Source organism: Mesorhizobium sp. (assembly GCF_004962245.1).
In the GTDB taxonomy this organism is placed as follows: domain Bacteria; phylum Pseudomonadota; class Alphaproteobacteria; order Rhizobiales; family Rhizobiaceae; genus Mesorhizobium.
In genome coordinates, this window is sequence record NZ_SUHQ01000012.1 from 18,392 (window position 1) to 30,694 (window position 12,303).

Annotated in this window: 14 protein-coding genes and 1 pseudogene; 7 read left to right on the forward strand and 8 right to left on the reverse strand. The window is 65.1% G+C overall.

The window, feature by feature from the left end; translation table 11 throughout:
• Window positions 1–15: 15 nt before the first annotated feature.
• The 5 genes from E5X88_RS14350 to tsaD are packed head-to-tail and all read right to left on the reverse strand — an operon-like array spanning window position 16 to window position 3,539.
• Window positions 16–615: a methyltransferase gene (locus E5X88_RS14350; RefSeq protein WP_292162537.1), complete on the reverse strand. Its 600-nt coding sequence runs from the start codon at window positions 613–615 to the stop codon at window positions 16–18.
• Window positions 616–668: 53 nt separating this feature from the next.
• Window positions 669–1,094: an EVE domain-containing protein gene (locus tag E5X88_RS14355; RefSeq protein WP_292162259.1), complete on the reverse strand. Its 426-nt coding sequence runs from the start codon at window positions 1,092–1,094 to the stop codon at window positions 669–671.
• Between the two features lie 27 nt (window positions 1,095–1,121).
• Window positions 1,122–1,418, reverse strand: a complete 297-nt coding sequence (locus E5X88_RS14360; RefSeq protein ID WP_292162261.1) for a YciI-like protein — start codon at window positions 1,416–1,418, stop codon at window positions 1,122–1,124.
• A 25-nt stretch (window positions 1,419–1,443) separates the two neighbouring features.
• Window positions 1,444–2,457 (reverse strand): NAD(P)H-dependent glycerol-3-phosphate dehydrogenase, encoded by a 1,014-nt coding sequence (locus tag E5X88_RS14365; RefSeq protein ID WP_292162262.1) that lies wholly within the window; start codon window positions 2,455–2,457, stop codon window positions 1,444–1,446.
• Complete coding sequence (tsaD, locus tag E5X88_RS14370; RefSeq protein WP_292162539.1) at window positions 2,454–3,539, reverse strand: tRNA (adenosine(37)-N6)-threonylcarbamoyltransferase complex transferase subunit TsaD; 1,086 nt, start codon at window positions 3,537–3,539, stop codon at window positions 2,454–2,456. Before tsaD ends, E5X88_RS14365 begins: the two co-directional genes overlap by 4 nt.
• Before the next feature lie 105 nt (window positions 3,540–3,644).
• Here tsaD and hemC point away from each other — a divergent pair, with 105 nt between their 5' ends.
• From hemC to E5X88_RS14400, 6 genes are all read left to right on the forward strand, one after another.
• Window positions 3,645–4,571 carry a hydroxymethylbilane synthase gene (hemC, locus tag E5X88_RS14375; protein WP_292162263.1) on the forward strand — a complete coding sequence of 309 codons (927 nt, stop codon included), beginning with the start codon at window positions 3,645–3,647 and terminating at the stop codon, window positions 4,569–4,571.
• A 1-nt stretch (window position 4,572) separates the two neighbouring features.
• Window positions 4,573–5,289, forward strand: a complete 717-nt coding sequence (locus E5X88_RS14380; RefSeq protein ID WP_292162265.1) for a uroporphyrinogen-III synthase — start codon at window positions 4,573–4,575, stop codon at window positions 5,287–5,289.
• A 526-nt stretch (window positions 5,290–5,815) separates the two neighbouring features.
• Window positions 5,816–7,336 carry a phage tail protein gene (locus E5X88_RS14385; protein WP_292162267.1) on the forward strand — a complete coding sequence of 507 codons (1,521 nt, stop codon included), beginning with the start codon at window positions 5,816–5,818 and terminating at the stop codon, window positions 7,334–7,336.
• A gap of 13 nt (window positions 7,337–7,349) precedes the next feature.
• On the forward strand, window positions 7,350–8,951 hold the full coding sequence (locus E5X88_RS14390) for a heme biosynthesis protein HemY (protein ID WP_292162269.1): 1,602 nt from the start codon (window positions 7,350–7,352) through the stop codon (window positions 8,949–8,951).
• A gap of 43 nt (window positions 8,952–8,994) precedes the next feature.
• Window positions 8,995–9,474, forward strand: a complete 480-nt coding sequence (locus tag E5X88_RS14395) for a TerB family tellurite resistance protein (RefSeq protein ID WP_292162270.1) — start codon at window positions 8,995–8,997, stop codon at window positions 9,472–9,474.
• Between the two features lie 11 nt (window positions 9,475–9,485).
• Window positions 9,486–10,202: a glutamine amidotransferase gene (locus E5X88_RS14400; RefSeq protein ID WP_292162272.1), complete on the forward strand. Its 717-nt coding sequence runs from the start codon at window positions 9,486–9,488 to the stop codon at window positions 10,200–10,202.
• A 69-nt stretch (window positions 10,203–10,271) separates the two neighbouring features.
• Here E5X88_RS14400 and E5X88_RS14405 read toward each other — a convergent pair whose 3' ends face one another.
• Both E5X88_RS14405 and E5X88_RS14410 read right to left on the reverse strand, forming a co-directional pair.
• Window positions 10,272–11,087, reverse strand: coding sequence for an oxidoreductase (locus E5X88_RS14405; protein ID WP_292162540.1), 816 nt, complete (start codon window positions 11,085–11,087; stop codon window positions 10,272–10,274).
• An 88-nt stretch (window positions 11,088–11,175) separates the two neighbouring features.
• On the reverse strand, window positions 11,176–11,583 hold the full coding sequence (locus E5X88_RS14410) for a hypothetical protein (protein ID WP_292162274.1): 408 nt from the start codon (window positions 11,581–11,583) through the stop codon (window positions 11,176–11,178).
• Window positions 11,584–11,671: 88 nt separating this feature from the next.
• Between E5X88_RS14410 and E5X88_RS14415 the strand changes: the two genes are divergently transcribed.
• Complete coding sequence (locus tag E5X88_RS14415; RefSeq protein WP_292162277.1) at window positions 11,672–12,103, forward strand: helix-turn-helix domain-containing protein; 432 nt, start codon at window positions 11,672–11,674, stop codon at window positions 12,101–12,103.
• 83 nt (window positions 12,104–12,186) lie between these two features.
• Here E5X88_RS14415 and E5X88_RS14420 read toward each other — a convergent pair.
• Window positions 12,187–12,300: pseudogene (locus E5X88_RS14420) on the reverse strand (cell division protein FtsZ); the annotation flags it as partial.
• Window positions 12,301–12,303 lie beyond the last annotated feature (3 nt).

The following is a 12,303-nucleotide window of genomic DNA, read 5'->3' on the forward strand; positions in this document are numbered from 1 at the left end:
GTTCGGCGGGTGCCGTCAAGCAAAGCGCCAGACGGTCGTGCGCTTAACCAGGGAATCTTCCAGCGCCCGGGTTACCGCAACCTCGTAGACGGCAAGCGGCTGCAGCCCTGCTTTCGGCATATACGAGCGGCCGGGATCGCCAACGAGAATGTCGGCGCCGCGCGCCTTCAGCGTCGCGAACCACGGCATCAGCCTGTCGGCGAAGGACCTGTCGTAGAAGACGTCGCCAGCCAAAACCACATCCCAGCCGGCATCGGTTCCGATGCAGTCGGTACCCAGAAATTCAATGCCGACGCCGTTGGCCTCGCCATTGAGGCGGATCGCGGTCGCGCAGAACGGGTCGATGTCGGCGGCGATCACCTCTGCTGCGCCAGCCTTTGCCGCGGCAATGGCGACAAGGCCGGAACCGGAGGCGAAGTCGAGCACGCGCTTGTCGTGCACATCGGACGGATTGTCGAGGATGTAGCGGGCAAGACCCTGGCCGCCGGCCCAGGCGAACGCCCAGAAGGGCGGTGGCAGGCCGATTTCGGCCAGTTCGTCCTCGGTCCGCTGCCACAGATCATGCGCCTCGTCGGCGAGATGCAGCAGGATTTCCGGAACATGCGGCGGCGCCATCAGCGTCGTGTTGTCGAGGATGAAGTTTTTCGCGCTGTTTGGCGTCAGTGCCGTCACGGAGCTGGCGTCAGGTCACCCATGCGGCAGACCTCTTTCCATTCGGCCGGCGTCACCGGCTGCACGGAAAGCCGCCCGAGCCGGACCAACGCCATCTCGGCAAGCTTGGGATTGGCCTTGACCTGTTCCAGCGTCACCGGCTTCGGCATGTCCTTGACGGCGCGAATATCGACGCATTCCCAGCGCGGATCGTCAGTGGTGGTGTCCTGATGGGCCAGCGCGCAGACCTCGGCGATGCCGACCACGTCGAGCCCGTCGTTGGAATGGTAGAAGAAGCCGAGGTCGCCGATCTGCATCGCCTTCATGTTGTTGCGCGCCGCATAGTTGCGCACGCCGTCCCATTGCGTGCCGGCCTTGCCCTTCGCCTTCAGCGCCTCGAAGGAGAAGACCGAGGGTTCCGATTTGAACAGCCAGTAGTTCATTGTTTTGCTCCTCCTGGCGGCTGGAGATCAGGTAGCCGCCGGCTTGTTGAAGGTCCAGTTCCATTGCCGGATTTCGACACTCTCGAACAGCCCGGCCTTGGCGTAGGGGTCTGCCGCCGACAGGGCTTCTGCCGCGGCCGGATCGGGTGCCTCGACCACGACGAGGCTGCCGTTCGGCTTGCCGTCGGCATCGAGGAACGGGCCGGCGAAGGCCAGTTTCTTCTCGCCGTTCAGTCCTTCCAGGAAGGCAATATGCTCGGGCCGCGTATCGAGCCGCACCTGCAGGCTTCCAGGCTTGTCCTTGCAAATCAACGCAAACAGCATCTTTTCATCTCCGGATCGTTCGAGATTATAAGTCGGTTTCGGTCTTCAGCGGCCTTGTCATCAATGCCGACACAGCCTGGCGGATGGTGATCGTGCCGTCCAGTATGGCGGCGACGGCGGTGATGATCGGCGCGTCGATCCAGCGTTCGGTGACGATGCGGGCGGCGATCGCCGCCGTTGGCACGCCTTCGGCCAATGGCAGGCCGGCAAGCGGCTTGCCTTGCCCCAGCGCCAGCCCGTAGGCGAAATTGCGCGACTGGGCGGACGAGCAGGTGAGCAGCAGGTCGCCGAGGCCGGAAAGCCCCATCAGTGTCTCCGGCTTTGCGCCAAATGCAGCGCCGACGCGGCGCAATTCGACGAAGCCGCGCGTCACCATCGCGGCCTGGGCACTGGCGCCGAGCCCGGCGCCAGTGATGGCGCCGGCGGCAATGGCGAAGACATTCTTTAGCGCGCCGCCGATTTCGACGCCGATAAGGTCGTCGCTCGAATAACAGCGCAAATTCTCAGCCGAAAAGCGGGCGGCAAGGTCGGCCGCCAGGCCCGCGTCGCGGGCGGCGACCACCACGGCCGTCGGCAGGCCCCTGGCGACGTCGGTGGCGAAGCTCGGGCCGGACAGGGCGGCGACCGGATTTTTAGGCAGGATCTCCTCGACAATCGCCGACAGCAAGGCGCCGGTCTCCCGTTCGATGCCCTTGGCGCAGAGAACCAGCGGGACGCCTTTCGGCATATGGGTTTTTGCCGCCGTCAGCATGGCGCGCAGCGACTGCGCCGGAACCACCGCCAGCACGCAATCCGCATCGGCAAGAGCCATTTTGATATCGCTTGTCGCGTCGATGCCGGGATCGAGCGCGATGCCGGGCAGGTAGCGTTGATTTTCGCCGTGACCGATCGCTTCAACGGTCTCCTGGTCGCGCGCGAACAGCCGGACCGAATGGCCGGCGCGCAGCATCGCCAGCGCCAGCGCCGTGCCCCAGGCGCCACCGCCAAGAACCGCGACGCGCCAGCCGTTTGTGGCCTTGCTTGCAGCGCCGCCGGTCATGCCTTGGCACCACGCCGGCCCGAGCCGACCATCGGGGCAGAGATGCTGTCCAGCGGCCAGCGCGAGCGCGGCACGAAATCGGCGGCATTTTCATCCGCAATGCCGGCACGCAGCCTTTCGATGCCGGCCCAGGCGATCATCGCCGCATTGTCGGTGCACAGTTTGAGCGGCGGCGCGACAAAGGCAAAACCGGCCTGCTCGCATAGGGCTTCCAGTGTCGCCTTGATCGTCCGGTTGGCAGCGACGCCACCGGCAACGACCAAGGCCGGATTTTGCATGTTGGGAAACATTTCGCGAAAGCGCATTAGCGCTCTCGATACACGGTCATCCAACGCATCCGCCACCGCCGCCTGGAACGACGCGCAGATGTCGGCGACGTCCTGGTCGCTCAACGGGGCGATGGCCGTCGCCGCCTGGCGCACGGCGGTCTTCAGCCCGGAAAAGGAGAAATCGGGCTGCGCCGAGCCTTTCATCGGGCGCGGGAAGGCGAAGCGCGTGGCGTTGCCGGCCGCCGCCGTCTTCTCGACATTCGGCCCACCGGGATAGGGCAGGCCGAGCATCTTGGCCGTCTTGTCGAAGGCTTCGCCGAGCGCATCGTCGATCGTCGTCGCCCAGCGCTGGTAGTCGCCGACGCCGCGTACCGCGACGATCTGCGTGTGACCGCCGGAAACCAGCAGCAGGAGGTAGGGAAAAGCAAGCCCGTCGGTCAGCCGCGCGGTCAGCGCGTGGCCTTCGAGGTGGTTGATGGCGATCAGCGGCTTGTTTGCTGCCGCGGCGATCGCCTTCGCCGTCATCAGCCCGACGATCAGCCCGCCGACGAGGCCGGGGCCGGCGGTTGCGGCAATCGCGTCGATGTCGGCGAGATCGACGCCCGAATCGGCAAGCGCTGCCTCGATAATGCCATCCAGTGCCTCGACATGGGCGCGCGCGGCGATCTCCGGCACGACACCGCCGAAGGCGGCATGCTCCTCGATCTGGCTGAGCACGACATCGGACAGGATCCTGGGCGTCGAATCACCGTCCAGCGCCACCACGCTGGCGGCCGTCTCGTCGCAACTCGTCTCAATGCCCAGAACGCGGATCAATTCGTCGCTGCCTTCGAAGATTGTACAAACCGGCCTTTCCCCGCTAGGAGAAAGCTCGGAAAACGGCCTCAATCTGCTGGGGGTTATCACGGACCGCGCGCCATGCAAACAACCTTGAAAATCGGAACACGCGGCAGCCCGCTGGCACTGGCGCAGGCGCATGAAACGCAGGCGCGGCTGATGGCCGCGCACGGCATGCCGGAACAGGCATTCGAAGTGGTCGTCATCTCGACCAGCGGCGACCGCATCCAGGACCGGCCGCTGTCGGAAGCCGGCGGCAAGGGGCTGTTCACCAAGGAGATCGAGGAAGCGCTGCTGGCGCGTCGTATCGACATCGCCGTGCATTCGTCGAAGGACATGCCGACGGTGCTGCCCGACGGGCTGGAACTGTCCGCCTTCCTGCCGCGCGAGGACGCGCGCGACGCTTTCGTCGGCAAGGCGGCGAAAGCAATCGTCGAACTGCCGCAGGGCGCGAAGGTCGGTTCGTCGTCGCTTAGGCGCCAGGCGCTGATCCGGCGCATGCGGCCGGACCTCGAAGTGGTGATGTTCCGCGGCAATGTGCAGACGCGGCTGCGCAAGCTGGACGAGGGCGTTGCCGATGGCACCATCCTCGCTTATGCCGGGCTGAAGCGGCTTGGGCTCGAAGATATCATCACCGACCTGATGCCGCTCGACATCTTTCCGCCGGCGCCGGGGCAAGGCGCGATCTGCATCGAAAGTCGCATCGGCGATCGCGACGTGGAAAGGATGCTGACGGCAATCCACGACGTGCCGACCGGGCAGGCGCTGGCCTGCGAACGCGCCTTCCTGGCGGCGCTCGACGGATCGTGCCGCACGCCGATCGCCGGTCATGCTACAATATCAAGCGGAGCGGTCTTTTTCGCCGGGCTGATCATCTCGCCGGACGGTACGCAATCCCACGAGGTCAAGGCGCAAGGCCCAGTGCAGGAGGCGGCCCGCATCGGCGAGGACGCCGCCAGGACCGTGCGGGCCAAGGCCGGCGAAAAATTCTTCGACGGCTGGGCCTGACATGGTTCGCGTCCTGGTGACGAGGCCGGAACCGGGCGCCTCGCGCACGGCACAGCGGCTGGAGGACCAGGGTTTCCGGCCGGTCCTGTTGCCGTTGACCGAAACGGTGGCCCTGCCGGTCGGTGCCGATGCAGCCGCCGACAATGCCGTGGCCGTTGCGGTCACCAGCGCCAATGCCGTGCGCCATGCGCCGAAGGAAATCATAGCGGCGCTCGCCGCCTTGCCCTGTCATGCCGTTGGCAAAAGGACGGCGGAAGCAGCCCGCGCTGCGGGGTTCCTGTCCGTCTGCGAAGGCCCTGGCGATGCCGAGGCGCTGGCCGATGCGCTTGCCGGCGGCTTCGCGGCTGGTACGGTCGTTTATCTGTGCGGACGCGTGCGGTTTCCGGCGTTCGAGGCGCGGCTGAAGGCCGCGGGTGTCCACGTCCGCGCCATCGAGACCTACGACACCGTTGCGCCAGGCTATTCGGACGCCGCAATCCTTGCGCGCCTGTGCGGCCAGCCGGTTGAAGCGGTGCTGCTCTATTCGGCCAAGGCGGCCACCGAGATGCAAGCCCTGACCGGTCGACCGACGCTGCGTGAGCTTTTTGAAAACACATGCTTTTTCGCCCTGTCCGGACGTATCGCCGCAGCCTTGGGCGACGTAGCCGACAAAGAAATCCGCATCGCGCCGGAACCCAGCGAAGACGCGCTGCTGGGACTTTTGCAGGCATGGCGCTGACCGGCATCCGCCGCTGCTCTGTTGCGAGCGCCTGGATAAAGGAAGAGACGCGAGCTCAGGGCAATCGCCTCAGCTTTGCGCTGCCCCTCGCCCTTCGGGCCACCTCTCCCCACTTCGTGGGGAGAGGAACCCAAGTTCTGCGGAGGCAGCCGCACTTGGCGCTTAACGATTCCTCTTTCCCAAAGAGGTCCATTTGGGAGAAGGTGCCGGCATGAAACCTGAGGCGATTGCCCTCGATGCAGCGAATTTGTTCTTGCTTTGTGCTATCAGTTATGCTAGTAATTTTAATATGCTGTTGACTTGCGCCAACAACCCGCCGCCGAGGCGGGTTTTTCATTTCAGGTCCCGCGTGTCATACCCTCAAAACCGCTGCGCACCCTTGCGCTGAAGCCCGGTCAGGGCCCCGCGGCGTTGTGCCAATCCGAGTTCGAAGCCCCCGTGTCATCACGCCGCCCCTTTTCACCGCTTGGTGATGTGCTAGACCCTTCCTGAACCATCCCGAAGCGAATTTTTGCGGAGCCAAAGCATGGTCAAGACGCCGAAGATGCGGCATTCGAAAAGCCGTCGCGAGCCGGTGACCATCGAGCTCGAACCCGGCGCCGTCTCGCGCGTTGCCGACGAGGATGCCGCCAAGGTAGAAACCGAGGAGGCCCAGGCCGAGGCGGCAAAGGTGGAGGAAGCGGCCTCGCAGCCGGAGGTTCCTGACGAACCGGTGCATGCCGACCAGACCGATCTCGAGCCGTGGGAACACGCCGACGCGGTTCTGCCGGCCGGCTCGGAAGAGCTGGCAGAGGGCGACGTCAAGGGCCCTGAAGGATCCAAATCGACTTATCCGACCGGCTCGGAGGCATCGGCGAATCGGGCCTACGACTACAGCTTCGACGACGCATCGGCCAAAGCCAGTGTGACCGGGGCCAGTGTGACCGGGGCCAGTGCGACGGGGGCCAGCGGAAGCGAAGAAGCGCCGAAAGAAGCCCAGGCGAGGAACGGAGACATGGCAGCGCAGCCGAAGCGTGGCGGCATCAACGGCGTCGCCGCCGGCATTATCGGCGGCGTCATTGCGCTCGCCGCCGCGGGAGGGCTGCAGTTTGCCGGCCTGCTGGGCGCGCCGGGCTCGGGCGGCGTGTCGCTCGACGGCGTCAATGGTGAAATCGCTTCGCTGAAGAGCGAGATCGCCGGGCTCAAGGACGCGGCCGGCAACAGCGATGCGTCGGCCAAGGTCGATGGGCTGTCGTCGGCGCTGGATCAGGTCAAGGCGGATGTCGCGGCGCTGAGGTCGGCGATCGAGCAGGGCGGGGCCGGCGATACCGCCGGGCTTGCGGCGCTTGGCGACAAGGTCAAGCAGATCGAGACGGCGGTCGCGGCCCTCGGCCAGGCCGGCAACACGGCGCCGGTCGATCTTGGGCCGCTCAACGAAAAGCTGGCCGGGCTCGACGCGGCGGTGAAATCCGCCGGCGAGGCGACGACGGCACAGGAAAGTCGGCTTGCGGCGCTGGAGCAGTCGGTGTCGCAGCTTTCCGGCAAGGTCGAGGCACAGGCAGGGCAGCCGAAGATCGCGCTCGCCATCGCCGCGTCGGCGCTGAAGGCGGCACTCGACCGCGGTGCGCCATTCGCGGCAGAGCTCGAAACCTTCGCGGCGATTTCACCGGACGCGCCGGAGATCGCGATCTTGCGTCCCCACGCCGAAAAGGGCGTTCCGACCCGCGCCGCGATCGCCGCCGAGATGGCCGCCGCGGCCAATGCCATGGTCGCCGCCGCCGCACCCGTCGACCAGAATGCCGGCTTCCTGCAGAACCTTCTGTCGAGTGCCGAATCACTGGTCAAGGTCAGGCCGATCGGTGCCGTCGAAGGCGCCGGCGCGCCGGAAACCGTCGCGCGCATGGAGGTGGCGGTCAACCGGGGCGACTACGCCAAGGCGCTCAGCGAATACGATACGCTGCCCGAGGCCGTGAAGGCCGCCGGAGCCGACTTTGCCGGCAAATTGAAGGCACGGATCGAGGTCGAGACGCAGGTCGACGCGCTGATATCAGGCGCGATGAAGGCGTGATGAGGAAAACCCGATGATTCGCATTCTCCTCTTCCTCGCCGTCGTTTTCGCGCTCGGGCTGGGTTTCGCCTGGCTGGCCGACCGGCCGGGCGAGATGGTCGTCACCTTCAGCGGCTATCAATACCAGGTCAGCCTGATGGTGGCGGCGGTGGCGGTCGTCGCCGTCGTGGCCGCGGTGATGATCGTCTGGTGGCTGATCAAATCGCTGTGGAACAGCCCCTACACCATCTCGCGCTATTTCCGCGTGCGCCGCCGCGATCGTGGCTATCAGGCGCTGTCGACCGGCATGATCGCCGCCGGCGCCGGTGACGGGGCGCTTGCCCGCAAAAAGACCAAGGAAGCGGCAAAGCTGATCCGCTCCGACCAGGAGCCGCTGATCCATCTGCTCGAGGCGCAGGCCTCGCTGCTCGAGGGCGATCATGAGGGCGCGCGCGAGAAGTTCGAGACCATGCTCGACGATCCGGAAATGCGGCTGCTCGGCCTGCGCGGGCTTTATCTCGAGGCAGAGCGCCTCGGCGACCGCAACGCGGCGCGACACTATGCCGGGCGCGCCGCGGCTATGGCACCGCAACTGGCCTGGGCGGCCGAATCGACGCTGGAAGACCTGACCGGACGCGGTGATTGGGAGGGGGCGCTGAAACTGGTCGAGGCGCAGAAATCGACGCGGCAGATCGAGCGCGACGCCGCCAACCGGCGCCGCGCCGTGCTGCTCACCGCCAAGGCGCAGGCGCTGATCGACAGCGATCCCAATGCCGCCAGAACCGCCGCCCTCGAGGCCAACCGGCTGCGGCCGGATTTCGCGCCGGCGGCGGTCGTCGCCGCCAAAATGCTGTTTCGGGAGAACGACGTCCGCAAGGGCTCGAAGATCCTCGAAGCGGCCTGGAAGGCCGAGCCGCATCCGGAGATCGCCGAGCTTTACACTCACGCCCGACCCGCCGATGCCGTGCTCGACCGGCTGAACCGGGCGAAGAAGCTGCAGGAGATGAAGAAGAACCACGCCGAATCCTCACTGGCGGTGGCGCGCGCCGCGCTCGACGCGCAGGATTTTTCAACCGCCCGCCAGGAGGCAGAGGCAGCCATTCGCATGGATCGCCGCGAAGGTGCCTATCTGCTGCTGGCCGACATCGAGGAGGCCGAGACCGGCGATCAGGGCAAGGTGCGACAGCTCTTGTCCAAGGCAGTGCGCGCACCGCGCGATCCGGCCTGGGTTGCCGACGGCGTCGTCTCCGAACGCTGGGCGCCGGTGTCGCCGATCACCGGCAAGCTCGACGCCTTCGAGTGGCGGGCGCCGATGGAGCGGCTCGGCCAGCTCATCGACAGCGATGAGGACGCTTCGGACGCCGCGGTGCCGACCATTGCGGCGCTAACCAAGCCGGCAAAGGAAAATGTGATCGAGCTGACCCCCGCTGTTTCGACCGAAAGACCGACCACGGCCGCGGCATCGGAAGGTGGCGAAGACCATGTCACGCCGGTCACCGCCTCGGCCTTTGCCGCGGTGCCGCCGGATGCCGAAGCTGTCGAACCGGCGGAGGAACTGGCACGGCTGCCCGACGACCCCGGCGTCGACCCGGACGACGAGAACGAAAAATCACCACGCAGGTTTCGCTTGTTCTGATTTGGCCGAGCTTGGTAGTTTTGGCTCCATGGGAAGTAATCGCATGTTCGAACGCGTTCTGTCGTTTCTAAAGGAGCTGCCGGCAGGTGGCGGCGCCAGCAATGACGCCGATGATCCGCGCGTTGCCGCATCCGCCCTTCTCTACCATGTGATGAATGCCGACGGCGTGCGTCAGGATGCCGAATGGGAGCGATTCAAGGCGGTGCTGGCGGAAAGCTATTCGCTCATCGGCGACGAGCTCGACGCGCTGGCCGCCGCCGGGGAGCGGGCCGACAATGAGGCTGTCGACCTCTATGCCTTCACCAGCGTGTTGAAGCGCCAGCTCGATGCCGACGCGCGAAAAGCCTTCATCGGCCTGATGTGGGAAATCGTCTATGCCGATGGCGAGTTGCACGAGCTCGAGGATAACATCGTCTGGCGAGTCGCCGAGCTGATCGGCGTCGAGCGCCGAGACCGTGTCGAGGCGCGCCGCAAAACGGCGGCCGAAGCGCCGGGCGCCACTGGAACGTCGAGCGACGAATAGACAGGACCCCCATGCCATCCACGCCGAGGCCGAGACCAAAAATCCTGATCGTGCTGCATCAGGAGAATTCGAGCCCCGGACGCGTCGGCCACATGCTCATCGAAGAGGGCTTCGACCTCGACATCCGCCGCCCGCCGCTCGGCGACGCTTTGCCGGAAACGCTGGACGGTCATGCCGGAACCGTGGTGTTCGGCGGACCGATGAGCGCCAATGACGAGGACGACTTCGTCCGCCGCGAGACCGACTGGCTGAAAGTTCCGCTCAAGGAGAACCGGCCGTTGCTCGGCATCTGCCTCGGCGCGCAGATGCTGGTCAACCATCTTGGCGGCAAGGTCGAGGGTCATGGCGAGGGGCTGGTCGAGATCGGCTGGTATCCGCTGAAGGCAACCGAGGACGGCAAGAAGCTGATGCACTGGCCGGAGATGGTCTACCAGTTTCACCGCGAAGGCTTTTCGCTGCCGAGGGACGCGACGCTGCTGGCGACCGCCGAAACCTATCCCAACCAGGCCTTTCGTTATGGCGACAATGCCTGGGCCATCCAGTTCCATGGCGAACTGACCCGGGCGATGATGCAGCGCTGGGTCGTTCGCGGCGCGCACCGCTTCGAGTTGCCCGGCGCACAGCCCGGCCGCGATCATCTCGGCGGCCGGCTGATCTGGGACATGCATCTGAAGCGCTGGCTCGGCGAGTTCCTGCAGACGATTTTCGGCAAACCGGCTGGGTCCTAATCTAGAGCATGCGGGAATGCGCGCTTCCGGCAATCATTGCGACGATTGTTTCGAAGAGTTCGTCCGACGTCAGACCGGCAGCCCGTTCTGCTTTCGGAGGCTTTTGTCGAATGCGGATGCGGGGACGAAACGGCGCAGCAAACTGACTTGGCGCGCCATTTTTCCCGCCGCATAGCGCCTCCTCGGAACGGACGCGGTCGCTGCTTTCAAGACCGTCCCGGCTACAACTTCGGGAGCATCGCCTGTTTCTATCGCCTTCCGCAGGATCACATTCATGCCAGCGCGCGCAGCGTCATAGATATCAAGCAGCCGATCCGGCCTGGTGAGATTTTCTTCAAACGACGTACGGGTATAGGCGGGCTCGACCAACACGACGCGAATTCCGAGAGGGCGCAGTTCGTGGTCGAGCGATTCGGAATAACCCTCGATGGCATGTTTGGTCGACGCATAGAGCGCCGAATAGGGTGCCGGGATCAAACCCAGCACCGAACTCAAATTGACGATTCTGCCCTTCCCTTGACGGCGCATTGTCGGCAGGACCGCGTTGGTTACGCGCAGAACGCCGAAGACGTTCACGTCGAACAGCGCCTGAGCCTGGGCCGTGGAGGATTCCTCTGCGCCGCCGAGCAGGCCGAGGCCGGCATTGTTGACGAGCAGATCGATGCGCCCGGCTTCGGCCAGCACCTCGTCAACGAGTTTCGCCACGGACGCGTCATCGGTGACGTCGCAGGTCAGCATGGTAACGCCGTCGGATCGCTTGGCGACCGCGCGACGGCTGGTTCCGAACACTCGAAAGCCCGCGTTCTGCAGGGCTTTGGCCGTTGCGTGCCCGATGCCGGTGGATGCCCCCGTCACCAGGGCGACGCCAAGATTGGTCTTGTTCATGGAAATCACTTCTTTCTTTGTGTTCGATTGCCGGCTGCGGGCGGGCGCACAGATGGAGATGCGGCGCACGCCCCGGCGATCCGAGGGATTACTCGGCAATGGCCCCGGTTAGCTGGTTGGACCCCACCTCGGTGATGGTAAGTTTGTCGCCGGAGCGCGAAATCTCGAGGCTTTGGTCGGGTTCGCCTAATCTCCGCGGCACGGATATCGCGGCCGACTGCCCTTCGGCGAGAGTGGCCGAGAAGCGCACCGGGAGCCCGGCCTCACCATCGGCTATCGTTGCGATCACCCGATAGCCGTCATTTTCGTCGGTGTAGTGTAAGACGCCGCGAAAACCGCCGAGATGGATACTCTCCCCGGCCATGGCCGACAGCTCACCGGCATGCACCGGGGACGCGGCCAGGAAGAATGCCATCACACCGCCGATGAGGCTGATCGCCGGGAGGCTTCGCTGACGGTTAGGTTCTGGATGGGCGACGAGATTGGTCCTGTTCATGGTAGGCACTCCTTCTTTGTGCTGGATTAGGTACCGGAATGATGTTACTATCATTTCGATATCAAGTCACTATCAAAATGATACGAACATGAAAAATCTTTCCGATGCCTCTTGCCCGATCGCCCGCGGCCTCACCTGCGTCGGCGATGCGTGGAGCATGTTGATCCTTCGCGACGCGAGCCAGGGCCTCACCCGCTTCGACGAATTCCGGAAAAGTCTGGGCATCGCCCCCACCATCCTGACCCGGCGGCTGGCGACGCTGACGGAGGAGGGACTTTTGGAAAAGCGGCGCTACTCGGAGCGGCCTCCGCGCGATGAGTACGTGCTGACCGCCGCCGGACGCGACTTCTTGCCGGTGCTCGTCTTACTGGGTGCGTGGGGACGCCAGTACCGTGGCGAAGGCAGGCTGACGCGATACATAGACGCAGAGACGGGAGAAGAAATCGAGCCGGTGGCCGTGGATGCCGTCACAGGGGCAAAGATCGGCACCCGCCCGATTCGCGTTGCGGCACCCGAATAGCATCCTTCCCGTATCGATGACTGCTGAGACGTGCCAGCGAGATGGTCCGATGGATTCCTCGGGCCTAGTTGGATCAGGCGCTATGCCTTCGACATGGCGAGCGCTTGGGCATCGGTGTTCGCAACGATGAATTCTACGCCCTCAAGGTTCTGCGCGATCATGTTGTTGATAGCATTTCCATCGCCGCCGCCGCCCACGCC

Bases quoted from the DNA above. Each gene is read 5' to 3' on its own strand.
- E5X88_RS14350 (WP_292162537.1), bottom strand. From the start codon at position 615: ATGGCGCCGCCGCATGTTCCGGAAATCCTGCTGCATCTCGCCGACGAG.
- E5X88_RS14355 (WP_292162259.1), bottom strand. From the start codon at position 1,094: ATGAACTACTGGCTGTTCAAATCGGAACCCTCGGTCTTCTCCTTCGAG.
- E5X88_RS14360 (WP_292162261.1), bottom strand. From the start codon at position 1,418: ATGCTGTTTGCGTTGATTTGCAAGGACAAGCCTGGAAGCCTGCAGGTG.
- E5X88_RS14365 (WP_292162262.1), bottom strand. From the start codon at position 2,457: ATGACCGGCGGCGCTGCAAGCAAGGCCACAAACGGCTGGCGCGTCGCG.
- hemC (WP_292162263.1), top strand. From the start codon at position 3,645: ATGCAAACAACCTTGAAAATCGGAACACGCGGCAGCCCGCTGGCACTG.
- E5X88_RS14380 (WP_292162265.1), top strand. From the start codon at position 4,573: ATGGTTCGCGTCCTGGTGACGAGGCCGGAACCGGGCGCCTCGCGCACG.
- E5X88_RS14385 (WP_292162267.1), top strand. From the start codon at position 5,816: ATGGTCAAGACGCCGAAGATGCGGCATTCGAAAAGCCGTCGCGAGCCG.
- E5X88_RS14390 (WP_292162269.1), top strand. From the start codon at position 7,350: ATGATTCGCATTCTCCTCTTCCTCGCCGTCGTTTTCGCGCTCGGGCTG.
- E5X88_RS14395 (WP_292162270.1), top strand. From the start codon at position 8,995: ATGTTCGAACGCGTTCTGTCGTTTCTAAAGGAGCTGCCGGCAGGTGGC.
- E5X88_RS14400 (WP_292162272.1), top strand. From the start codon at position 9,486: ATGCCATCCACGCCGAGGCCGAGACCAAAAATCCTGATCGTGCTGCAT.
- E5X88_RS14405 (WP_292162540.1), bottom strand. From the start codon at position 11,087: ATGAACAAGACCAATCTTGGCGTCGCCCTGGTGACGGGGGCATCCACC.
- E5X88_RS14410 (WP_292162274.1), bottom strand. From the start codon at position 11,583: ATGAACAGGACCAATCTCGTCGCCCATCCAGAACCTAACCGTCAGCGA.
- E5X88_RS14415 (WP_292162277.1), top strand. From the start codon at position 11,672: ATGAAAAATCTTTCCGATGCCTCTTGCCCGATCGCCCGCGGCCTCACC.